Source organism: Kibdelosporangium persicum (assembly GCF_013280595.1).
GTDB lineage: Bacteria > Actinomycetota > Actinomycetes > Mycobacteriales > Pseudonocardiaceae > Kibdelosporangium > Kibdelosporangium persicum.
The window spans coordinates 279,004-301,242 of sequence record NZ_JAAATY010000005.1 but is presented as its reverse complement, the minus strand read 5'-3'; the positions used below and the strand labels follow the sequence as shown (position 1 = coordinate 301,242).

The following is a 22,239-nucleotide window of genomic DNA, read 5'->3' as shown; positions in this document are numbered from 1 at the left end:
GGTCCCCGGACCCGTCAGCGCTTCATGCCGTGCTCGATCGCCTCGATGATCCGCGGCCGCAGCTCCGCGGTGCTGATGATCGCGTCCACCGAACCGACCTCGACCGCGCGCTGGATGCTGTGCACCCGGTCGAACTCCGCGGCCACTTCGCCGAGTTTCTCCGCCCGCACAGCGGATTGGACCTCGGCGAGGTGCGCGTTCAGCGCCGCGCGCTCGGCACCGCTGGCCGCCGAGACACGCGCCTGCAACTCGGTCACGCGGGGATCGGTCGCGGTGCGGTTGTTCACGTCACTGGAGAACACCACGGCCGCCGCCGGGGCGCCGCCGAGCACGGACGCGAACGAACCCTCCAACGCCAGCACGGTCATGTTCGGGTTGAGCGCCTTCGAGAACACCACGAACGCGCCGCCGTGGTAACGGCTGATCACGCAGAACACGATCGGGCCCTCGAAGTTGACGATCGCCCGGCCGATTTCCGCGCCGTACTCCAGTTGCAGCTTGCGCAGCGACTCCGGTGAGCCGTCGAACCCGGACAGGTTCGCCAGCACGACCAGCGGACGGTTGCCGGACGCGGAGTTGATCGCCCGCGCCGTCTTCTTCGACGACCGCGGGAACAGCGTGCCCGCGGTGTAGGTGTCCGGGCCGTCGGTGGGCGGGAAGCCGCGCCGCGGCACCGACCGCGACTCGATGCCGACCAGGCAGACCGGCCAGCCGCCGATGTGCACGTCCTGCACCACCGAGGTGTCGGCGTCGGCCATGCCCGCCCACCGCTCCAGCACCGGGTGGTCCTGATCGGACAGTGCGCGCATCACCGTGCGGATGTCGAACGGCTTCTTGCGGTCCGGGTTGTGCTCCGCCGAGAAGATCTGGCCGACGGTGGTGAAATCGCTGCCGGCGCTCACGTGCGGGAAGGCGGAGACGTCACGGTCGGCCGGGTCGTTCGTCTCGGCCCTGCGCGGTGCCGCCTCGCCGGGCACGACATACGTGTGGTCGTAGTGCGCCATCAACACATCCCGCGCGGCCGGAAGGTTCGGCGCCCAGTACTGCGCCTGCCCGTTCGGGCCCATCACACGGTCGTAACCGCCGATGCCGTAGTTGTCCTCGGCCGAGACACCGCCGGAGAAGTCCAGCGCCTGCTTGCCGGTCAGCACCATCGCCGAGTCCGGCGTCATGATGAGGATGCCCTTGGTGTGCATGAGCATTGTCGCCTCGGCGTTCCAGTACGGCTGGGCGCCCACGTTGATCCCGTTGACCACGACGTTGATCTCGCCGCCGTCCTGGGTGAACGTGACGATCCGCTTGAGCGCGGCCGCGACCCAGTCCATGTTCTCGGTGCCCGACGACATCGAGATCTTCGCGCCCGCGGAGAGGGCGAACCACTCCAGCGGAACCTGCATCCGCTCGGCGAGGTCGAGCGCGGCGATCACCCGCGTGCACTCGGGTTCGGCGAGCGCGCCGAGTGCCTTGGTCGGGTCGCCGAGCAGGACGACGCGCGTCACGCCCTCGGGGTGGCGTTGGGTCGGTGTCGTGACGACACCCGCGATGATCGCGGCGGTGTTCTTGCCCTTCGGCCGGTCGACCGGCACCAGCGCACCCTGCTTGTCGAAGTCGTACTCGACGAAGGTCCCGTCCGGGCCGGCGAGCATGCCGGTCAGCTCGTACGGGTAGACGTTCCCGCGCCGGGCCGCGCGCAGCACCTTCTGGCGGTAGTCGTCCAGCGGCTGCACCAGTTCCGTCGACGGCTCACCGACGTGCAACTGCGCGCCGTTGCCCTGGTCGAGCGTGATCCGGGCGGCGACCTCCAGCAGTTCACCGGTGTCGGTGCGCTGCCGGGCGAGGAACTGGACCTCCTCCAGGCCCGCGCCGGCCGTGGTGGGCAGGATGCGCTGCACCAGGGTGTTGAGTTCGTCGGCCAGCAGGTCGGTCGGCGGCCAGACGTACATCATGATCCGGTTGGTGTCGAACCGCTTGTTCTGCGGGCGCTGCGCCTGGATGTTGCGGATCGAGTCGAGGCACGCGGCGATCGCGTCCTCCAGCGCGGGCAGCGCGACGAGCCTGCCGTCGGTCTCCCGCAACGGCGTCAGGTCACGAACCTGACCCATCGCGATCAGCCGCTCGTCGGCCGGGTTGCTTCGCGCGACCGCCTTGAACAGGTAGATCTCCTCGTCCGACGACGGCAGCCGGGTGAGGTGGAACTCGCGCAGCCGCTGCAGTTGCAGGCGCCGCGCGATCTGCGGGTGCAGCCCGCGGATCAGCCGGTCCTCGGTGAAGCCCCCGTCATCGTCCGGCCGGAAGGTGAAGTGGTGGTGCATCACCGCGCCACTGGTCCCGGCGACGGTCGTGGTGATCCGGCGGACGCCCGCGGGCAACGGGTGCTCGGCGAGCAGTTCCGCGAGCCGCACCGCGATCGTGTCGGCGTCCGGCTGGCCCTCCCAGGTGACGTACAGATCGGCGACCAGCCCGCGCTCGGCGACGTCGGCGGCGAACGTGCCGACCGCCGTGATCGCGTCAGGCAGGGCGGCGATGTTGACGGCGGTGGTGACCAACCGCGTCACACCGTTGGCGTCGGTGTGCTGCGCGGTGACGAACCGGCACCCCGCGATGTCGTGTGCGGTCACGTCGGACAGCCCACGGTTTCCGTAGTAGCGGCGGGTCAGCACTTCCAGCAGCGGCGCGTGGTCGAGTCCGGGCCGTCCGATCCGCTGGCCGACCAAGCGGACCAACGGCTCGGCGGTGGCCACCATGGACTGGATCCGCTCGGCGCGGTCCGGCGCGTCCGGGTTGCGATCCAGGTAGCGCAGGCTGTCGCGGACGGCGGCGTAGACCCTGGCGCGGTTGCGGCGCAACAGCGGCTGGGCGAACCAGCGGAACACCACACCGCGCGCCAGATCCGACACCGCGGGGAAGCGAACCTGGGTGGCCTCGACCAAGTACTCCAGGGTGAGGCCGGCCCGCTCGCTCAACGACTCCAGCGGCGGCGCTCCGGCCAGCCACTGCCGCAGCAGTTCCGACACGACCGCGACGTCCGTCGTCATCCGTTGCTGCGCGAGGAAGATCCGGAAGACCGCGGCTTCGAGCTCGGGCGTGCGGTCGAGGCTCGTGACGCCGTAGTGCCCGAGCGCCGTGCGCAGCCTGGCCTGGAATCCCTCGGTGAGCCCGGCACGTTCGACGTCCAGGCTCTGCAGGTAGCTGTGGAAGTACTCGCGCGGGCTGTGCACCGGGCTGCCCGGCTCGACCTCGAGCTCGCCGCCCGGTGTGTTGCGGCTCAGCTCCGACAGGTCGGCGAACACCGTCAGCAGGTCCAGCTCACCCGGCAGCGGACGGCCGCCGAGCTCGGCCCGTGCGGCCAGGTAGCGGGACAGCACGCGGTCGCGGTCGTGCGGCTCGACGTCGAAGCCCAGCAACATGCTGCGCAGGTCCTGCAGGCCACGCTCGATCCGGTCGGCGGCGGACATGCCGTCCTGCTCGCCGGGCAGGTCGATCTCGACGGTCTCGCCGCCGCCCGCGGCTTCCTGCTCGGCGCCTTCGTCGGCGAGGGGCTCCAGGCGCATCAGCGCCGCGCCGGTCTCGACCTGGCCGCCCACCGACACCGGGCATTCCCGGACGCGGGCACGGAACGGCGCGCGCAGCACCGTCTCCATCTTCATGCTCTCCAGCACCAGGATCGGCGCGCCCGCCTCGACCTCGTCGCCGACGGCCAACGGCGTCGCGACGACCAGCGCGGGCGCGGGGGAGCGGACGACGCCGCCTTCGTCACGGCTGATCCGGTGCGTGATGCCGTCCACCTCGACCAGGTGGATCGGGCCGTGGGTGGCCGAGACCAGCCGGAAACGGTGCCCGTTGACGACGATCTGGCCGCTGTACGTGTCGAACCGGTTGAGTTCGATGTCGGCGAAGTGCGCGTCACCGCCGGCGGAAACGCCGACACGGAAACGGTTCTGACCGACCCGGGCGACGCTCACGTGGTAGCTGACGCCACGCAGCTTGAGGCCCAGCGGCCGTCCGCTCTCGTGCCGGACCTGGGGGCGCCCGCCGTGCGCGGTGGACAGCAGCCGTTGGCAGCTGACCTCTTCTTCGTCCTGGTACGCCTCGATCGCGGCCGCGGCCAGGGCGATCGCGGAGTGCCGGTGGGTGACCAGGCGGCCTTCGGCGCGGACCCGGTCGATCCAGCCGGTGTCGGCGCTCGCGTCGATCACCTCGGGCTGGTCGAGCAGGTCGAGCACGAAGCTCTTGTTGGTCGCGCCACCCTCGATGATCACGGTGGTCTCGGCCATCGCGCGGCGCAGCCTGCCCAGCGCCTCGTCGCGGTCACGGCCGTACGCGATGATCTTCGCGATCATCGAGTCGAAGTCGGCCGGGATGGTGTCGCCCTCGCTCACGCCGGTGTCGACGCGGATGCCCGGCCCCGCGGGCAGGATCAGCCGCGCGATCCGGCCGGGCGCCGGGGCGAAGTCACGGTCCGGGTCCTCGGCGTTGAGCCGGGCTTCGATCGCGTGCCCGGCCTCGGCGGGCTGCTTGCCTTCGAGCCTGCCGCCGCCCGCCACGTGCAGTTGCAGCTTGACCAGGTCGGTGCCGGTGGTGATCTCGGTGATCGGGTGCTCGACCTGCAGCCGGGTGTTGACCTCGAGGAAGGCGAACAGCTTCTCGCCGGGGTGGTACAGGAACTCGACCGTGCACGCGCCCCGGTAGCCCACCGCCACCGCGAGCCGCTCGGCGGACGCCTTCAGCTCGGCGGTCTGTTCCGCGGCCAGCACCGGGGAGGCGGACTCCTCGATGATCTTCTGGTTGCGCCGCTGCACCGAGCAGTCACGGACCCCCAGCGCCCACGCGGTGCCCTGGCCGTCGGCGATGACCTGGACCTCGACGTGCCGCGCGCCGGTGACCAGGCGCTCGAGGAAGACCACGCCGGAACCGAAGGCCCGCAACGCTTCCTGGCTGGTGCGCTCGTAGGCCTCGGCCAGGTCCTCGCCCGAGGCCACCATCCGGATGCCGCGACCGCCACCCCCGGCGGTCGCCTTGAGCATCAACGGGTAGCCGATCTCGTCACCCGCGCGCAGCGCGTCCTCAAGGGTGGCGACCTCGCCGCGGCTCCACGGCGCGACCGGCACGCCGACCTCCTCGGCGATCAGCTTCGCGCCGATCTTGTCGCCGAGCTTGCGCATCGCCTCCGCGCTCGGGCCGACGAACGTGACACCGATCTTCTCGCACAGCTCGGCGAACGCCGGGTCCTCCGCGACGAACCCCCAGCCGACCCACGCGGCGTCCGCCCCGGTGTCCACCAGGGCCTTCTCCAGGACGGCGAGATCGAGGTACGGACGGGCCGCGGCCGGTCCGAGCGAGTACGTGACGTCCGCCTCCCGCACGAACGTCGCGTTGCGGTCGGCGTCGGTGTAAAGCGCGACCGTCTCGATCCGCCTGCCGGTTTCCGCCGAGAGATCCCGGACGGCGTGGATGAGGCGCATCGCGGCCTCACCACGGTTCACGATGGCGACACGACTGAACACCGGTTTGAGCCTCCCAAGTACCCACGCACAGAAGGCGACGTCCGGGTCCCGGAGCGTCGCCTGCACCTGCTCTCTACCCTGCTCGATTACCGGCGAGTACACCTATGTGCCGCATCGCGCATGCCGGAGCCGTGGGGTTGTAGGGAACCTACAAAAAGCGAGCTGCGCCACACCAAGTGGCGGCTCTTTGACGCAAGGACTGCGACAAACCGCGTCGACCGACGCGCCCACCGTACGCTCTGCTAGGGTGGGCGGCATGCAGCGCCAGTATTGGTTTGGACGCCCGGCCCGGAGTGGGTCGGCGGGCGATCCGCTGCGCTGACCATCCACCTTCGAGCCGGACATCGAGCCGGCTCGGCGGGTATCGCGGGGCGGCTCGGCCATGAGAGGACGCCCCGATGTCAGTTGTCACGGCAGTCGCCCAGGACAACCACCGCATCAACCAGTTCAGCCCGTTGCTGTCGCCGGCCCTGCTGCGCCACGAGCTACCCGCGCACGAAACGATGGCGGCCACGGTCGCCCAGGCACGCGCGGAGGCCGTCGACATCCTCGACGGCCGCGACGACCGTCTCCTTGTCGTGGTGGGACCTTGCTCCATCCACGACACCGACGCCGCGCTGGAGTACGCGCACCGGCTCGCGCGGCTCAGCGCCTCGGTCTCCGACGAGCTGCGGATCGTCATGCGCGCGTACTTCGAGAAGCCGCGCACCACGGTCGGGTGGAAGGGACTGATCAACGACCCGCACCTGGACGGCACCTTCGACGTCAACACCGGTCTGCGGCTGGCCCGCCGCCTGCTGCTGGACGTGCTGGCACTGGGCCTGCCGGTCGGCTGCGAGTTCCTCGACCCGATCACTCCGCAGTTCCTCACCGACCTCGTCGCCTGGGGCTCGATCGGCGCACGGACCGCCGCCAGCCAGACACACCGGCAGCTGTGCAGCGGCCTGTCCATGCCGGTGGGGATCAAGAACACCACCTCCGGTGAGGTCGCCGACGCCGTCGACGGCATCCGCGCCGCCGCGGCGCCGCACGTGTTCATGGGCGTCAACGCCGACGGGCTGGCCGCGTTGGTCAGCACGGCGGGCAACCCCGACTGCCACCTCGTCCTGCGGGGCGGGGCGAACGGACCGAACTACAGTGCGGAACACGTCGCCGCGGCTCTCGGCCGCCTGCGTGCCGCCGGACTGCCCGAGCGTGTGATCATCGACGCCAGCCACGGCAACAGCGGCAAGGACCACGCCCGGCAACCGGTGGTGGCCGGCGACATCGCCGCCCGGATCGCCGGTGGCGAGCGCGGCATCGCCGGGGTGATGTTGGAGAGCTTCCTGGTCGCCGGACGTCAGGACGTCGGTCCGAACATGACTCGCGGCCAGTCCGTCACCGATGCCTGCATGGCTTGGGACACGACGGAATCGACGGTCCAGCAGCTGGCGGCGGCGGTCCGCGCCCGCCGCTGACGCACCGGCGATTGCCTTCGTTTCACCGTTACCGCAGGCCTTGGGCCGTTACGCTGAGGCCTGCTGAACGGGAGGCGAACGGACTGGGGGTGAGCCATGCCCGATGGCTACAACGTCAATGTCGCGCAGTTGCGCGCCCACGCCGATCACGTGGACGCAATACGGGAACGGTTCGCCGCGGTCAAAGGCGCGAGTGGGCACATCGCGCAGGACGACCAGGCGTACGGACTGCTGTGCGGGTGGATTTCGGGCATCCTCGAGGGACGGCACACCCGGCAGGACGAGTTGATAGCGCAGGTGGAGAACAACCTGCTGCTCGTTGCGAAAGCACTGCGTGACTCCGCCCAGCAGTACGAGTCCCGGGAGAGTGGGAACGTCAGTCTGCTCAACTCCGCCGACGGCGGAGGTGCGCGGTGAGCGAACCCAACTCCCTGGTCGCGCCGGTCGAGTCCACCCGGGAGGCGTGGACCGGGGCGGGCACGGCCGAAAGCTTCGAGGGCCTGGTCGACGCGATCAGGAGCGAAGGCTGGGTGGACGACGTCCTGGCCGGCGCCGGGCTGGGCCTCGAAGTCGCCGCGACGGTGATGGACCCGATCAGTGCCCTGCTGGCCAACGGCATCGGCTGGGCCATGGAGTACTTCGAGCCCCTGCGGCAGATGCTCGACGAGCTGACCGGGAAGCCGGACGTGGTCAGGTCACACGCCGCGACGTGGAACAACATGGCGACCGAACTGCACGGCATGTCCACCGATCTGGCCAACCACCTCAAGACCGACCTCCCGGACTGGAAAGGCACGGCGGCGGACGCGTACCAGACGCTGATGGCCAACAACGTCGAGGCGATCGGTGGTCTCGGCGCGATCTCCGCCGCGATGGCCTCGGCCACCGAAGGCGCGGGCGGGCTGGTCGAGCTGACCCGTGAGATCGTCCGCGACCTGATCGCCGACCTGGTGGCACGGGTGATCGTCTGGGTGGCTGAGGCCATCTTCGTGGTGACGATCCCGGTGATCGCCGCGCAGATCGCCGCCGCGGTGGTCAAGTGGGCCGGCCGGATCATGACCTACACCATGGCGCTGATCGACAGCCTGACCAACCTCTCCAAGCTCCTCGACGGGTAGGCGGCCGTGCGGACACTCATCGCGCTGCTCTTCGTCCTCGTGTGGTTCGCCCTGCACAAGAAGACGAAAACCGGCGGCGGCAACGGAAAACCGTCCGACGGCGACGGCAAGCCGGCCCAGCGACATGGTTCGGTCGATGCGTCCGGCAGCGTGTCCGGTGCGCAGGACACCGTCGGCGACCTGGCGTCGCGGGGGACTCCGCCGGGCGGCGGCCAGTCATCCGCCGCCACCGGCACCAGCCCGACCGGGACGTCCGGAACGCCTGGTACGCCGGGAAGGCCTGGCGACAACGGCACGGAGCCGAACGGCGGGCAGCGATCGGACGGCAACGACGGCGTCGACGGCACGGGCGGCGACCCGGTCGACGTGGTGTCCGGGCAAATGATCACCGATACGGTCGATGTGGCGCTCGCCGGTGTGTTGCCGCTGATCCTGCGCCGGGCGTACGCCTCCGGGTACACCGACGGCGGGCTGTTCGGGCCGGGCTGGTCCTCGACGCTCGACCAGCGGCTCGAGTTCACCCGCGACGCTGTCCGGTACATCGGCGACAACGCGCAGGTGCTGATCTATCCGTACCCGGACGCCGAACCGGTGCTGCCGGCCGCGGGTGCGCGCTGGCCGTTGATCAAGGACGGGAATGTCTACCGTGTCGAGGACCCGCAATCCGGCTGGGTACGGCATTTCGCGCCGGACGAGTCGACGCCCGACCGCTGGCCGCTCGTCGCTCTGACCGACCGCAACGACAACCGCATCACCTTCACCCACGACCGAGTCCATCACGAGGGCGGCTACCTGGTGGCGGTCGAACGTGCGGACAACCCGGCCGGGCCACGAGTCACTGCCTTACGTTTGCTCGACGGCACCGCGGACGGCATTCCGTTGGTGCAGTACGCATACGACGAGGGCGGCAGGTTGACGGCGATTACGGACTCGACCGGTATTCCGTATCGCTACGAATACGACTTCTCGAATCGAATTACCGCGTGGATCGACCGCAACGGTTATCAGTACTCGTACGAGTACAGCGCGGATGGTCGTGTGGTTCGGGCATACGGGCAGGACGGCGAGTTGTCGTCCACGTTCGCCTATGACACAACGAATCGCGTCACCACGGTCACCAACGCTCTGGGGCAGAGCACGACGTATCACTACGATCGACATAATCACCTGGTTCGAGTGGTCGACCCGCTCGGCAACGCGGTCGGCCTGGAATACGACCGCTATCACAGGCTTCTGGCCCACACCGACGGGCTCGGAAACACGATCCGCTACACGCTCGATGACAACGGCGACCCGATCGAGATCGAGCAACCGGACGGTTCCCGCGTCACGATCCAGTACGAGAACCGCCGTCCGGTGCACTTCGTCGCTGCGGTTGGTGGGATCTGGCGACACACCTACGACGACCGGGGCAACTTGCTCACGGCTACCGACCCGATGGGTGGGGTGATCGCATACACGTACGACTCACGCGGACATCGCATCGCACGTACCGATCCGATCGGTCGCGTCGAACGCTACGAAACCGACCCCGCGGGTCTTGTCGTCGGTGTCACGTCGGCGAGGGGCGACACGGCACGGCTTACGCGTGATGCCTTCGGGCGGGTCACATCCACCATCGACCCACTGCAGGCGATCACGCGTCTGGGGTGGAGCATCGAGGGACAGCGGTTATGGCGCGTCTCGGCCGACGGCGCACGCGAAGAGTGGCGCTACGACGCCGAGGGCAACATGATCGAGTACCGCAATCCGGTCGGGTTGGTGACGGCATTCACGTACGGTCCTTTCGGTACACCGGCGACGCGGACCGACCCCGACGGTGCGCGGTACGAGTTCACGCATGACCATGAGCTGCGGCTGACCGGCGTGACCAATCCGCTCGGTTTGCGGTGGCGATACGAGTTCGATGCTGCCGGTCGGCTGGTCGAGGAGACCGACTTCAACGATCGGACACTCCGGTATTCCCATGACGCGGCGAATCGGCTGGTGGCAAGGACAACCGGTACCGGTCAAACCGTGCGTTACGAGCGTGACGTCGTCGGGCGCGTCGAACGAACCATTGCTGACCACGGTCAGATTGCAACGTATGCGTACGACAGAGCGGGTCGAACGATTCGAGCAGCCACACAGGGCAGTGTGCTGGAGTATGCCTACGATCTGGTCGGCCGGATCGTTGCGGAAACCGTCGACGGCAGGACGGTCAGCCACACGTACGACCTTGCTGGACAACGTATTCGTCGCGTCACGCCGTCGGGTGCGGTGTCCACGTGGACCTATGACGAGGTCGGGTTGCCGGAAGCGCTGGCCACCGCGGGCGGCGTCCTGTCGTTCCAGCACGACGCGGCCGGGCGGGAGATCAACCGGACGTTCGGCCTCGGTTCGCTGGCCCAGACGTGGGATCCGGCCGACCAACTGGTGAGCCAGGAGATATGGGGAGTGACTCCGGGCAGCCCGCAGCGCAGGCTGCAATCCCGTGGCTACCGCTACCACCCCGACGGCCGGCCGCTTGAGATCACGGATCAGCTGGGCGGCAATCGGCGGTTCGACCTGGATCCCGCTGGACGAGTCACGGCTGTGCACGCCACCGCCGGGTATGAAACGTATGCCTACGACGCAATGGGCAATCTCGTGGCAGCGAACTACCCGGCACCGGATGACATGACTCAGGGCGTCCGCCAGGCGCAGGGGACGCTCGTGCGGCAGGCAGGCCGGCTCAGCTATGACTACGACGAGCAAGGCCGGGTCGTTCGTGCGCTGCGACGTACGTTGTCCGGTCAGCGGCAGGAATGGCGTTACACCTGGGACCTCGACGATCGGCTGATCGGTGTCGTGACGCCCGACGGTACGTCGTGGACGTATCGCTACGACGCAATTGGACGTCGGATCGGCAAAGCACGCCTTGGCCCCGACGGATCGATCGTCGAAGCGGTCGAGTTCAGCTGGGACGGTGCCGCGCTCGCCGAGCAGCGCACCATCTCGGGCGCGACCCAGCAGGCGATGACGTGGGACTACGAGCCTGGTAGCTACCGTGCCGCCACGCAGCTGCACCGGACCTGGCAAAGCCAGGAGGAAGTCGACCGTCGGTTCTACGCGATCGTCACCGACCTTGTCGGAACGCCGAGCGAACTGGTGACACTCGACGGCCGGATCGCATGGCGCCGAACATCCACCCTCTGGGGCAAGGGTTTCGCGACCGGTGACGTGGGCGTGGACTGTCCGCTGCGGTTCCCCGGTCAGTACCATGACGTCGAGACAGGCCTGCACTACAACCTGACGCGCTACTACGACGCGGACATCGCCGCGTATCTGTCACCCGACCCGTTCGGGCTGCGGCCCGCGACGAACCCGCACCGGTACGTCGACAACCCGCTGATGTGGATCGACCCGCTCGGTCTGTCCGCGTTCACGCCGTTGCAACTGGGCTTCACCAAGTTCTGGTCGGCGGTCGACTACAACGGCCAACGCGTGTACCAGCGCGACGATCTGATCGACCCGAACTACGTCTCCCCGGAGGACAAGTACGGGCGCACGAACCTCAAGCGGATGATCCAGGGACTCGCGCCGATGGGACCCGACGACAAGCCGATCAACGTGCACCACATGCTGCAGACACAGGACGGCCCGCTGGCCGAGGTGACCCAGTCGATGCACCTCGCTCAGGGCGCGTACCAGGGCAGCGGTTCGTACAATACGTTGCACTGGAAGGCGGGAACGGACATTCCGAGCGGGATCGACCGGGATGCCTTCGCCGACTGGAAGAAGGAATACTGGAAGGAACGGGCCAAGGGATTCGGGTGGTGTCCTAAGAAATGAGCGGTGTCGATTCGGTGCGCGAACTCGTCGAGCGTGTGCGCGGCAACCCCGACGAGTACAACTACACCGGCGGACTGAGCGACCAGGACATCGAGCGCGCCGAAGCGGAGCTGGCGGCGACGTTCCCGCCGTCGTACCGGCTGTTCTTGAGCGAACTGGGCAGTTGCGACGGGGATGGCGTGGAGCTGCTCGGCGTCTACCGAACCCCGGCCCGCGGCGACCGGTTGCTCGGCACGGTGTCGCAAACCCTGGAAACGCGTGCGGACGACCGGTTCCCGCCTGAGCTGCTCATCATCGAGTACGACGGGATGGGCGGCATCGTCTCCCTCGACAGCGCCCAGCCCGACGCGGACGGCGAATATCCGGTGGTCGTCTGGGATCCCGGCGCCGCGGACCGCGGCGGCCCGGAGCGCCTGGCCGACGACTTCGGCACGTACGTACAACGCCGGTTCCGCATCGCCTGACGGTCCGGCCCTGAACGGTTCGCCGGGTTCTCGGTCGACCTGATCGGTCAATCCGCGCATCGGAGCAATCGATGGCGGAAACGGCCCTTCTTGTCAGTCCGTCGATCTTGTGCTCCGTCGAGACGTCGGCCCGGACATGACTCGCGGCGGTCCGCGCCCGCCGCTGACGCACCGGCGCCCCGATGCCGACCACGCGGGCGGAGGCATCCCTCTTCGTGGCCGGCCGAACGAAGTTCGCTCCGGACCCGAGGCCGGGAGCGCGTCCCACGCGGTGGCGGTCAGATCACGGTCGTCTCCTCGGTGACCATGATCGCCACCGAATCCATGTCGATGAACTCGGCCTCGTCCGGATTGACCAGTTGCCGGTAGTTCTGGGAGGCGAAAAACGCGTTGTGGTCCTCCCAGTTCTCGAACCAGATCTCGGTCAGGCCGTCGTAGGCCGGTTTCGGGTAGGTCCCGGCCGGCACCGGGTGGGAGACGGTGTACTTCTTCACATACCGCTGTGCCTCCGGAATGGAGGTGAACAGGGGCGCGTGATGGCCTCGGTGGTAGTCGACGAACTGCTCGAAGGACATTCCCTCGCGGCGGTTGACCAGATAGGCGAACTTGATCACTGGCTGCTGTTTCTCCTGCTCGGCAAAGAGGTTGGTAGAGTCACGGTAACCGTTCACATCGATGTGAGGGGCAAGGTTATGTGTTCCACCGCACAACAGGAGTGACGATGCGGATCGGTGAACTGTCGGCCCGGACGGGTGTCAGCCGTCGGTTGCTGCGTTACTACGAGGACCAGGGTTTGCTGGTCAGCTCGCGTTCTCCCGCGGGCCAACGTCTTTACGACGAGGAACACGTCCAACGAGTCCGGCTCATCCGGTCCTTTCTGGCCGCGGGCATGTCCAGTGCCACCATTGCCGAGATGGTTCCCTGCATGGCGGCGCCGAGCAGGCGCAAAGCTCAGCGGGCCCTCACGATCATGAGTCGCGAGCGGAACCGGTTGTCATCCGACATCGACAGTCTCATCGCCGCCAAGGCCGCGCTCGACAACCTCATCGACATCAACCGGACATATCTCGCCGGGACGTGAAACCCGGTCACCGTTCACCGGCCTCAGCAGGTCGGGCGGCGAGCCACGGTGCATCGACAGGCTGGTGTGGACACCGGCGTCGACCTGGTCCGTCAATCCGCGCATCGGAGCAATCGATGGCGGAAAACGGCCCTTCTTGTGGTTCCGTCGATCTTGTGCTCCCTTGACGAGGTCCAGACGTCCGATGTTCACTGCTCGTCGAGTCGCATCGCGGCGGCGCGAGGGAGGACGAGTCGTGCGAGCTGTGTCCAGTGGCCTGTCCCGGGCCGTCTACGGAATCGTTTCAGTCCTCGCCCTGCTGGGGGCGTTGGTGATCGCGCCGAGTGCCTCCGCCGACGTGCCGTTGCGGCATGTGCTGGTGTTCCACAAGACCGCCGGATATCAGCATCCGTCGATCCCCGCGGGCGTCGAGGCTGTCCGCCAGTTGGGTCGGCAGAACGGTTTCACCGTCACCGCCACGGCCGACGCGAACCAGTTCACCGAGACGAACCTGATGCGCTTCCAGGCCGTCGTGTTCCTGTCGACCACCGGTGACGTGCTGGATGCCAGTCAGCAGTCAGCTTTTGAGAAGTACGTAGCAGCCGGTGGTGGGTTCGTCGGTGTCCACGCCGCGGCCGACACCGAGTACGACTGGGCGTGGTACGGCGGGCTGGTCGGCGCGTACTTCCATTCGCACCCGGCGAACCAGACCGCGCGGATCAGGGTCGAGGACCGGTCCAACGTCTCGACCTCGCACCTGCCGCAGACCTGGACGCGTCTCGACGAGTGGTACAACTACCGCGCCAATCCCCGGGCGAACGTCCGGGTTCTCGCGAGCCTCGACGAATCGTCGTACAGCGGCGGCACCATGGGCGACCACCCCATCACCTGGTGCCACGAGTACCAGGGCGGCCGCGCGTGGTACACCGGACTCGGGCACACCGCCGAGTCCTATTCGGACCCGGCGTTCACCAGGATGCTGCTCGGCGGCATCCAGATCGCCGGCGGCGCGAGCAACGCCGACTGCCGCCCGGAGACCGGCTACACCGCGATCTTCGACGGCAGCCAGGCGAGCCTGGACCGGTGGCGGCAGGCCGGTCCCGGTGGCTTCACCCTCACCGACGGCACGCTGGTGTCCCACGGCGGCATGGGCCTGCTGTGGTTCCCGGTGCAGCGGTTCGGTTACTACTCACTGCGTCTCGACTGGATGATGCCGGGCGACGACAACGGTGGCGTGTTCATCGGTTTCCCTGACCCGCAAGGAGATCCGTGGAAGCCGGTGAACGCGGGGCACGAGATCCAGATCGACGCCACCGACGGCGATCCGACCCGCACGACCGGGAGCGTCTACAGCTTCCGCGCCCCCGACCGGGCACTGCGCGACAGTGTGCTGAACCCGCCGGGCCAGTGGAACGCGTACGAGATCGCCGTGCACGGCCAGCTGGTCGAGGTCTGGCTCAACGGCGTGAAGATCAACGAATACACGAGCCAGCGCGACATCGCCTTCGGTTACGTCGGCGTCCAGAACGACGGCGCGGGCCTGGACATCAGCTACCGCAACATCCGCGTCCGCCAGGACGGCGGTCCGTCCGATCAGGACCTGGCCAGGGATCGTCCGGTCACGGTGTCCAGTGTGGAGCCTGACAGTTCACACGTGGGTGCGAACGCCGTCGACGGCGACAACCAGACCCGGTGGGGCAGTGTGCACTCCGATCCACAGTGGATCGCCGTCGACCTCGGTGCTTCGCACGACATCAGCCGTGTTCGGCTGAACTGGGAGGCCGCTTACGCCAAGTCGTACGCGATCCAGTTCTCCGCGGACGGCTCGGCCTGGACGACCGCGTACACCACCAGTGCCGGCGATGGCGGGATTGACGAGGTCATCGTCTCCGGCTCTGCGCGTTACGTTCGGGTCGAAGGTACGCAGCGTGCCACTCAGTGGGGCTACTCGCTCTGGGATCTTCAGGTCTTCGGCCACTAGTCTGCTTCTTACGCTGGGGCGGTCGCTTACGCGCTGTTGGTCGCGTGGGAGTTCGGTCCCTGGTGGACGACGAGTGCCTCGGAGAGCGGCTTTCGTTGGAGGTCAGGCACTTCGCAGTCCTCCGCGGGGTAGCCGACGGGGAAGAGGACGTACGGGCGTTCGGTGCTCGGGCGGCCGAACAGTTCGGTGAGGAAGGACATCGGGCTCGGTGTGTGGGTCAACGTGGCCAGACCCATGGTGTGCAGGGCGGCGATGAAGAAGCCGCATGCGATTCCGATGCTTTCCGAGACGTAGTAGTTCTTGCGCAGGCTGCCGTCCGGCATGGGCGTGCTCTTCTGTGCGAACGCCACGACGAGCCATGGTGCTGTGTCGAGGAACTCCTTGTCCTCGTTGGTTTCCAGGCGGGCGAGCGCGGCGTGCCACTGCGGGACGCTACGGTCGTGGTAGAACTTCCGTTCCTCCGCCTCCGCGGCTTGCCGTACGCGGTGTTTCAGTCCACGATCGTTCGTCGCGACGAACGTCCACGGCTGGTGATGTGCTCCGCTCGGGGCGGTGTTGGCGGTCCTGACCGCGGTCTCGATCGCCTCGAATGGCACCGGGTCTGGCGAGAACCAGCGTACTGACCGGCGTTGGTCCATCAGCCGGTGGAAATCCGCGCCTCTGCGCAGTCCTTCGGCCGCCGGGACGCGGTCCGGCGTGTACGGGATGAACGGATAGGCATGGGTTCGCGACGGCACGATCCGACCATGACACGCGGCAATCCATCAGTCCAGCTCGGAAAACCGAAGAATCCCATAAGCTCCGCTCATGCCTTCGTTGCGCCAGCTCGAATACCTGGTCGCCATCGCTGACACGGGCGGGATGACGGCCGCCGCGGCGCGCTGTCACGTCTCCCAGTCGGCTGTTTCGCTTGCGGTCTCGGAGCTGGAGCGCGTACTCGATGTCCGGTTGGTCATCCGGGGCCCCAAGCGTGGCACCGCCTTGACCGAGGCCGGACGCCACGTCGTGGCCGAGGCGCGTCGTGTCCTGGGCGCCGTGTCGGAGCTTGGCGCCGGTGCGCGGAGGCTGGGACGTGAGCTGGCCGGGCGGCTGCGCATCGGGTGTTACGCCCCCATCGCGCCATTGCACCTGCCGGCCGCGATCGCGGGTTTTCGTGCCGAGCACCCGGAAGTCGACGTCGAGTTCGTCGAAGGCACCCTGCCGGACCTCCAGGCCCTCCTCCTCGACGGCACTTGTGAACTGGCGTTTCTCTACCAGCAGGAGCTACGGCCCGGGATCGGGACCGAGGTTCTCTACGACCAGCGACCGAGCGTGCTGCTCAGCGCCGGGCATCGGTTGAGCAAACGGAAAACGGTCGCACTGAAGGAAGTCGCTGACGAACCGTTGATCCTCTTGGACGTCGCCCCGAGCGCACGGTACTTCCAGGCGGTGTTCGACGCCGTGGGGCTGGAGATGCACGTCGCCCACCGAGTGGGCAGTTTCGACCTCGCTCGTGCGCTCGTCGCGCGTGGACTGGGTTATTCGCTTGCCGTACAACGACCTCCAGTCGAGGTTTCGCTGGAAGGACTGCCGATCGTGGTACGTCCGGTGCGGGACACCGTGCCCACTACGCCCGTAGTGCTCGGCTGGGCGGGCGGCGGTCGGTTGACGCGACGGGCTGAGGTGTTCCTGCGGTACTGCCGGACGCTTTTCGCCGACGGTCTCCCGTTGCCCTCATGAGGACAGGTGCCGGAACGCTCGCCCCAGCGCGGTGCGGTCCGATGGGGACAGTGAGCGGCGGAGCTCGTTGAGAAGGAGCCGTTCCTCGTCACGGATGTGGGCGTTGACGGCGTCTTCCAGGTCCTCTTCGGACAATGCGGTCACGTCGATGCCGACTCGCTTGTGCAGGATTCGTTCGGTGGCGGTGAAGTGTGCGGTGAGCACCGCCGAGAGCTCGGCCAGCAGTGAAGTCCGGTCGGCATCCTCGTTGCGCAGTTCACGCAGCAGGTGCTCGATCTGCCGGTGGTCGTCGAGGATGACCTCGATCAGGTCAGTCCTCGGTGGACGCGCGGTGTTCGTGCTCGGACGCATCCAGCCGAACGTCAGCTCCACCGCCTGACGCCACTGCGCGTACTCGGTGTCCCTCCGGGACGGTGCCATCGCGGGCAGCCACTGGCCCGCGCGGTGCCAGTTGCGGCGCAGCCCTTCGAGGTCAGGCCAGTAGCCGACGGACAGGCCCGCCGCGTACGCCGCGCCCAGCGACACCGTCTCGGCGACCATCGGCCGGACCACGGGCACGTCCAGGACGTCCGCGATGAACTGCATGAGCAGGTTGTCCGCGGTCATCCCGCCGTCGACCTTCAAAGTGGACAGAGCCAGGCCCGAATCGGCGTTCATCGCGTCGACCACCTCACGGGTCTGCCAGCCGGTCGCCTCCAGCACCGCGCGAGCCAGATGTCCCTTGGTGATGTACGACGTCAGCCCGGCGATCACACCGCGTGCCTCGCTGTGCCAGTGCGGCGCGAAAAGCCCGGAGAAGGCGGGCACGATGTAGCAGCCGCCGTTGTCCTCGACCGTGCGCGCGAGCGTTTCGATCTCCGGCGCGCTGCTGATCAGCTCCAGGCCGTCGCGGAACCACTGCACGAGTGAGCCCGTCACCGCGATCGAGCCTTCCAGCGCGTACACCGCGGGCTCGTCGCCGATCTTGAACCCGACCGTCGTCAGCATCCCGTGCTTGCTCAGCACCAGGTTCTGCCCGGTGTTGAGCAGCAGGAAACTGCCCGTTCCGTACGTGCACTTCGCCTCGCCGGGGGCGAAGCAGGTCTGGCCGAACAACGCCGCCTGCTGATCGCCCAGCGCCGCCGCGATCCGGATGCCCGGCACGACCGTCGTCGTGGTGCCGTAGACCTCTGTGGACGATCGGATCTCTGGCAGCATCGCGCGCGGGATGTCGAAGAACTCCAGCAGTTCGTTGTCCCACGACAGGGTGCGCAGGTTCATCAGCATCGTCCGGCTGGCGTTCGTCACGTCGGTCACGTGCAACCCGCCGGTGAGGTTCCAGATCAGCCAGCTCTCGATGGTGCCGAACAGCACCTCGCCCCGCTCGGCGCGCTCTTGAAGGCCCGGCGTGCTCTGCAGCAGCCAGCGGATCTTGGGGGCCGAGAAGTACGTGGTCAGCGGCAGCCCGCACAGCTCACGGACCCGCTTGGCGGCCGGTTCACGCGACAGGTACTCGATCATCTGGTCGGTGCGGGTGTCCTGCCAGACGATCGCCCGGCTGACCGGCGCACCCGTCCGCCGGTCCCACAGCACGGTCGTCTCCCGCTGGTTGGCGATGCCCAGGCCGACCACCTGGCCGGCGCCGACCCCGGCCTGGGCCAGCGCGTCGGGAACGATCCTGGTGACGTTGCGCCAGATCTCGGTCGCGTCGTGCTCCACCCAGCCCGGCCGGGGGAAGTGCTGGTGGTGCTCACGCTGCACCACCGACACCAGCCTGCCCCGCGCGTCGAACAGGATGCACCGGGTCGACGTGGTGCCCTGGTCGATCGACATCACGTAACGCTGGACCATGTCTCATTCACCACCGGGACGCGCCGAGATCACGGGACACCGCTCGGGCGGCGTCCCGCACGTAGCCGAGCAAGGTCGCTTTGGGACTGCCATCTGGGTCGCAGAGGCGTTCCACCGCCCCGGAGATCCCCAGCGCGCCGACGACTATGCCGCCATGCCCCCTGATCGGCGCCGCGATCCCGGCTTCGCCGGGCGTCATCTCACCGAGCTCGCCCGCCCAGCCCGCTTCCCGCACCTTGGCCAGGGCGCGCTTGACGGCGGTCGGTGACGCCAGGGTCCGCCGGGTGTAGGCCTCCAGTTCACCGCCGCGCAACGATGCCACGAGAGCCGCGTCGAAAGCCAGCAGGACCTTGCCGAGCGCGGTCGCGTGCAACGGCAGCAACGTGCCGACGTCGAGGGTCTGCAGCGAGTCGTCCGGCCGGAACACGTGGTGCACGACGAGCACCCGGCCTTCGAGCGGCGCTCCGATCCTGACCGCCTCGCCGCTGCGCGCGGCCAGCGCGTCAGCCCAGTTGATGGCCCGCGACCGCAGCTCGTTGACGTCGAGATAGCTCGTGCCCAGGTGCAGCAGGGCGGCGCCGAGCTGGTACTTGCCGGAGTCCTTGTCCTGCTCGACGAACCCGACGCCCTGCAACGTGCGCAGGATGCCGTGCGCGGTGCCCTTGGCCAGCTCCAGCGATTCGGCGATCTCGCCGACCCCGAGCCTGCCGGAGCCGCGGGCCAGCAGCCGCAGGATCGCGGCGGCTCGTTCGATCGACTGGATGGGACCTGGCACGGCCTGACCCTAACCGGACCGGCTGCGATTCGACAATGTCGAACACCCCGCGTGCGGCGTTCGACAATGCCGACCCGGCCGCGTTGACCTGCTCTTTCCACGATCTTAACGTTCGCCGGGCCAGGGGAGCCGGGTGTCCTTTGTGGAGGAGAGCAATGGTGCGAAACCTCAGGGCCCGCGGATTGGGCGGCGAAATGGCCGCCGAGTTCGTCGGGACGTTGATCCTCATCCTGTTCGGGTGCGGGGTGGTGGCCCAGGTCGTGGCCGCCGGGATCGGTGATCACGACAGCATCGCCTGGGCGTGGGGGCTGGGCGTCACGCTGGGCGTCTACGTCGCCGCCAAGATCTCCGGCGCACACCTCAACCCCGCGGTGACGATCGCGCTCGCGGTGTTCAAAGGCTTCTCGTGGCGGAAGGTCGCGCCCTACGCGCTCGCCCAGACGGCAGGCGCGTTCGTGGCCGCCATGCTGGTGCGGTGGAACTACACCGAGGTGCTCAACGCCGCCGATCCCGGCCTGACGATCAAGACCCAGGGCGTGTTCTCCACTCTTCCGGGTAACGGCACGCTTCCGGTGGGTGACTGGGGCGCGTTCCGCGACCAGATCATCGGCACCGCGATCCTCGTCCTGGTCATCTTCGCGATCACCGACCTGCGCAACTCCGCGCCCCTGGCGAACATGACCCCGCTGCTGGTCGGGTTCTCCGTCGTCGCGATCGGGATGGCGTGGGGGACCAACGCCGGGTACGCGATCAACCCCGCCCGCGACTTCGGGCCGCGGCTGGCGTCCTGGCTCACCGGCTACGAAACGGCGTTCAAGGACCAGTACGACTACCCGTACTGGTGGATACCGATCGTCGCGCCGATCATCGGCGGCCTGATCGGCGCCGCGATCTACAAGTACCTCATCGAGAAGTTCCTGCCCGCCGACGACGTCGTCGGCCCCGCGCCGTCAGCCGCCAAGGACCTCGAACCGTCCGCCTGATCCATCGGGAGTGTTGAGCAATGCCGGACTTCGTCGCAGCGGTGGACCAGGGCACCACGAGCACCCGGTTCATGATCTTCGACCACGGCGGTAACGAGATCGCCCGCCACCAGCTCGAACACGAGCAGATCCTGCCCAGGCCGGGCTGGGTCGAGCACGACCCCACCGAGATCTGGGAACGCACCCGCTCGGTGATCGAGTCCACTTTCACCAAGACCAACCTGACCTACCGGGACCTTGCCGCACTGGGCATCACCAACCAGCGCGAGACCACCGTCGTGTGGAACCGCCGCACCGGTCGGCCGTACTGCAACGCGATCGTCTGGCAGGACACCAGGACCGACCGCATCGCGGCGGAACTGGACCGCAGCGGCAAGGGTGACGTGATCCGCCGCAAGGCCGGTCTGCCGCCCGCGACCTACTTCTCCGGCGGGAAACTGCAGTGGATCCTGGAGAACATCGACGGCGTGCGGGCGGACGCGCAGAACGGCGAAGCGCTGTTCGGCACGACCGACACGTGGCTGCTGTGGAACCTGACCGGTGGCCCGGACGGCGGCCTGCACGTCACCGATCCGACCAACGCCAGCCGGACCATGCTGATGGACCTGGAAACCCTGGCGTGGGACGACGAACTGCTGTCGTTCTTCGGCATTCCGCGAGCGATGCTGCCGGAGATCAAGCCGTCGTCCGGCCACTTCGGCACCACCAGGGCGAACGGCCCGCTGCACGGCGAGGTCGCGCTCACCGGTGACCTCGGTGACCAGCAGGCCGCGACCGTCGGGCAGGTCTGCTTCCGGCCGGGTGAAGCCAAGAACACGTACGGAACCGGCAACTTCCTGCTGCTCAACACCGGGCACGAGCTGGTGCGCTCGAAGCACGGCCTGCTGACCACGTTGTGCTACCAGTTCGGCGACGACAAGCCGGTCTACGCCTTGGAAGGCTCGATCGCGGTCACCGGTTCGGCGGTGCAGTGGCTGCGTGACCAGCTCGGCATCATCAGCGGCGCTTCGCAGAGCGAGACGCTCGCGTCCCAGGTCGCCGACAACGGCGGAGTCTACTTCGTACCGGCGTTTTCCGGCTTGTTCGCGCCTTACTGGCGGTCGGACGCCCGCGGGGCGATCGTCGGGCTCACCCGTGCGACGACAAACGCGCACGTGGCCAGGGCGACGCTCGAGGCGATCTGCTACCAGAGCCGGGATGTCGTCGAGGCCATGCAGAACGACTCCGGCGTGCCGCTGGACGTGCTGCGTGTCGACGGAGGCGTGACGGCGAACCAGCTATGCATGCAGATGCAGGCCGACATCCTCGGCGTACCGGTGTCCAAGCCGGTGGTCGCGGAGACCACCGCCTTGGGCGCGGCCTACGCGGCCGGGCTGGCGGTCGGGTTCTGGAAGTCCACTGACGAACTCGAGCAGAACTGGAACGAGGACCACCGCTGGCAGCCGACGTGGACCGAGGAGCAACGGGCCTCCGGGTACGCGGGCTGGAAGAAGGCCGTCGGCCGGACCCTCGACTGGGTCGAAGTCAACTAGGAG

General features: G+C 68.1%; 15 protein-coding genes. 10 read left to right on the top strand and 5 right to left on the bottom strand.

Annotation, left to right across the window (positions count from 1 at the left end):
• Positions 1 to 14 precede the first annotated feature (14 nt).
• Positions 15 to 5,504, bottom strand: coding sequence for an ATP-binding protein (locus GC106_RS12285; protein WP_173128533.1), 5,490 nt, complete (start codon positions 5,502 to 5,504; stop codon positions 15 to 17).
• 398 nt (positions 5,505 to 5,902) lie between these two features.
• On the opposite strand from GC106_RS12285, the gene GC106_RS12280 reads away from it, so the two are divergent.
• The 5 genes from GC106_RS12280 (at position 5,903) to GC106_RS12260 (ending at position 12,356) form a co-directional block, all read left to right on the top strand.
• Positions 5,903 to 6,961 carry a 3-deoxy-7-phosphoheptulonate synthase gene (locus GC106_RS12280; RefSeq protein WP_173128530.1) on the top strand — a complete coding sequence of 353 codons (1,059 nt, stop codon included), beginning with the start codon at positions 5,903 to 5,905 and terminating at the stop codon, positions 6,959 to 6,961.
• Between the two features lie 96 nt (positions 6,962 to 7,057).
• On the top strand, positions 7,058 to 7,378 hold the full coding sequence (locus tag GC106_RS12275) for a type VII secretion target (protein ID WP_173128529.1): 321 nt from the start codon (positions 7,058 to 7,060) through the stop codon (positions 7,376 to 7,378).
• Complete coding sequence (locus GC106_RS12270; RefSeq protein WP_173128526.1) at positions 7,375 to 8,079, top strand: WXG100 family type VII secretion target; 705 nt, start codon at positions 7,375 to 7,377, stop codon at positions 8,077 to 8,079. The genes GC106_RS12275 and GC106_RS12270 overlap by 4 nt, the downstream gene beginning before the upstream one ends.
• Before the next feature lie 6 nt (positions 8,080 to 8,085).
• Complete coding sequence (locus tag GC106_RS12265; protein ID WP_173128523.1) at positions 8,086 to 11,892, top strand: DUF6531 domain-containing protein; 3,807 nt, start codon at positions 8,086 to 8,088, stop codon at positions 11,890 to 11,892.
• Positions 11,889 to 12,356 carry an SMI1/KNR4 family protein gene (locus GC106_RS12260; protein WP_173128520.1) on the top strand — a complete coding sequence of 156 codons (468 nt, stop codon included), beginning with the start codon at positions 11,889 to 11,891 and terminating at the stop codon, positions 12,354 to 12,356. Before GC106_RS12265 ends, GC106_RS12260 begins: the two co-directional genes overlap by 4 nt.
• Before the next feature lie 278 nt (positions 12,357 to 12,634).
• Here GC106_RS12260 and GC106_RS12255 read toward each other — a convergent pair whose 3' ends face one another.
• Positions 12,635 to 12,970, bottom strand: a complete 336-nt coding sequence (locus GC106_RS12255) for an EthD domain-containing protein (RefSeq protein ID WP_173128517.1) — start codon at positions 12,968 to 12,970, stop codon at positions 12,635 to 12,637.
• A 107-nt stretch (positions 12,971 to 13,077) separates the two neighbouring features.
• Between GC106_RS12255 and GC106_RS12250 the strand changes: the two genes are divergently transcribed.
• Both GC106_RS12250 and GC106_RS49285 read left to right on the top strand, forming a co-directional pair.
• Entirely contained in the window at positions 13,078 to 13,437 is a 360-nt protein-coding gene (locus tag GC106_RS12250; RefSeq protein WP_173128514.1) for a MerR family transcriptional regulator, read from the top strand.
• Positions 13,438 to 13,672: 235 nt separating this feature from the next.
• Positions 13,673 to 15,397, top strand: coding sequence for a ThuA domain-containing protein (locus GC106_RS49285; RefSeq protein ID WP_376777726.1), 1,725 nt, complete (start codon positions 13,673 to 13,675; stop codon positions 15,395 to 15,397).
• Positions 15,398 to 15,423: 26 nt separating this feature from the next.
• Here the strand turns inward: GC106_RS49285 and GC106_RS12240 are convergent, their stop codons facing one another.
• Positions 15,424 to 16,134: a nitroreductase family protein gene (locus GC106_RS12240; RefSeq protein ID WP_312872609.1), complete on the bottom strand. Its 711-nt coding sequence runs from the start codon at positions 16,132 to 16,134 to the stop codon at positions 15,424 to 15,426.
• A gap of 70 nt (positions 16,135 to 16,204) precedes the next feature.
• On the opposite strand from GC106_RS12240, the gene GC106_RS12235 reads away from it, so the two are divergent.
• Positions 16,205 to 17,116, top strand: coding sequence for a LysR family transcriptional regulator (locus tag GC106_RS12235; RefSeq protein WP_173128508.1), 912 nt, complete (start codon positions 16,205 to 16,207; stop codon positions 17,114 to 17,116).
• Here GC106_RS12235 and glpK (GC106_RS12230) read toward each other — a convergent pair.
• Positions 17,111 to 18,946, bottom strand: a complete 1,836-nt coding sequence (gene glpK, locus GC106_RS12230) for a glycerol kinase GlpK (protein ID WP_173128504.1) — start codon at positions 18,944 to 18,946, stop codon at positions 17,111 to 17,113. The two genes, GC106_RS12235 and glpK (GC106_RS12230), sit on opposite strands and share 6 nt — an antisense overlap.
• Positions 18,947 to 18,953: 7 nt before the next feature.
• Positions 18,954 to 19,721 (bottom strand): IclR family transcriptional regulator, encoded by a 768-nt coding sequence (locus GC106_RS12225; protein ID WP_173128502.1) that lies wholly within the window; start codon positions 19,719 to 19,721, stop codon positions 18,954 to 18,956.
• 155 nt (positions 19,722 to 19,876) lie between these two features.
• On the opposite strand from GC106_RS12225, the gene GC106_RS12220 reads away from it, so the two are divergent.
• Positions 19,877 to 20,704, top strand: coding sequence for an MIP/aquaporin family protein (locus GC106_RS12220; protein ID WP_173128499.1), 828 nt, complete (start codon positions 19,877 to 19,879; stop codon positions 20,702 to 20,704).
• A 20-nt stretch (positions 20,705 to 20,724) separates the two neighbouring features.
• Complete coding sequence (glpK, locus tag GC106_RS12215) at positions 20,725 to 22,236, top strand: glycerol kinase GlpK (protein WP_173128496.1); 1,512 nt, start codon at positions 20,725 to 20,727, stop codon at positions 22,234 to 22,236.
• Positions 22,237 to 22,239: the final 3 nt, after the last annotated feature.

Excerpts from the sequence above, each read along its gene's own strand:
- GC106_RS12275 (WP_173128529.1), top strand. The coding sequence starts at position 7,058 with ATGCCCGATGGCTACAACGTCAATGTCGCGCAGTTGCGCGCCCACGCC.
- GC106_RS12280 (WP_173128530.1), top strand. The coding sequence starts at position 5,903 with ATGTCAGTTGTCACGGCAGTCGCCCAGGACAACCACCGCATCAACCAG.
- glpK (WP_173128496.1), top strand. The coding sequence starts at position 20,725 with ATGCCGGACTTCGTCGCAGCGGTGGACCAGGGCACCACGAGCACCCGG.
- GC106_RS12235 (WP_173128508.1), top strand. The coding sequence starts at position 16,205 with ATGCCTTCGTTGCGCCAGCTCGAATACCTGGTCGCCATCGCTGACACG.
- GC106_RS12250 (WP_173128514.1), top strand. The coding sequence starts at position 13,078 with ATGCGGATCGGTGAACTGTCGGCCCGGACGGGTGTCAGCCGTCGGTTG.
- glpK (WP_173128504.1), bottom strand. The coding sequence starts at position 18,946 with ATGGTCCAGCGTTACGTGATGTCGATCGACCAGGGCACCACGTCGACC.
- GC106_RS12260 (WP_173128520.1), top strand. The coding sequence starts at position 11,889 with ATGAGCGGTGTCGATTCGGTGCGCGAACTCGTCGAGCGTGTGCGCGGC.
- GC106_RS12220 (WP_173128499.1), top strand. The coding sequence starts at position 19,877 with ATGGTGCGAAACCTCAGGGCCCGCGGATTGGGCGGCGAAATGGCCGCC.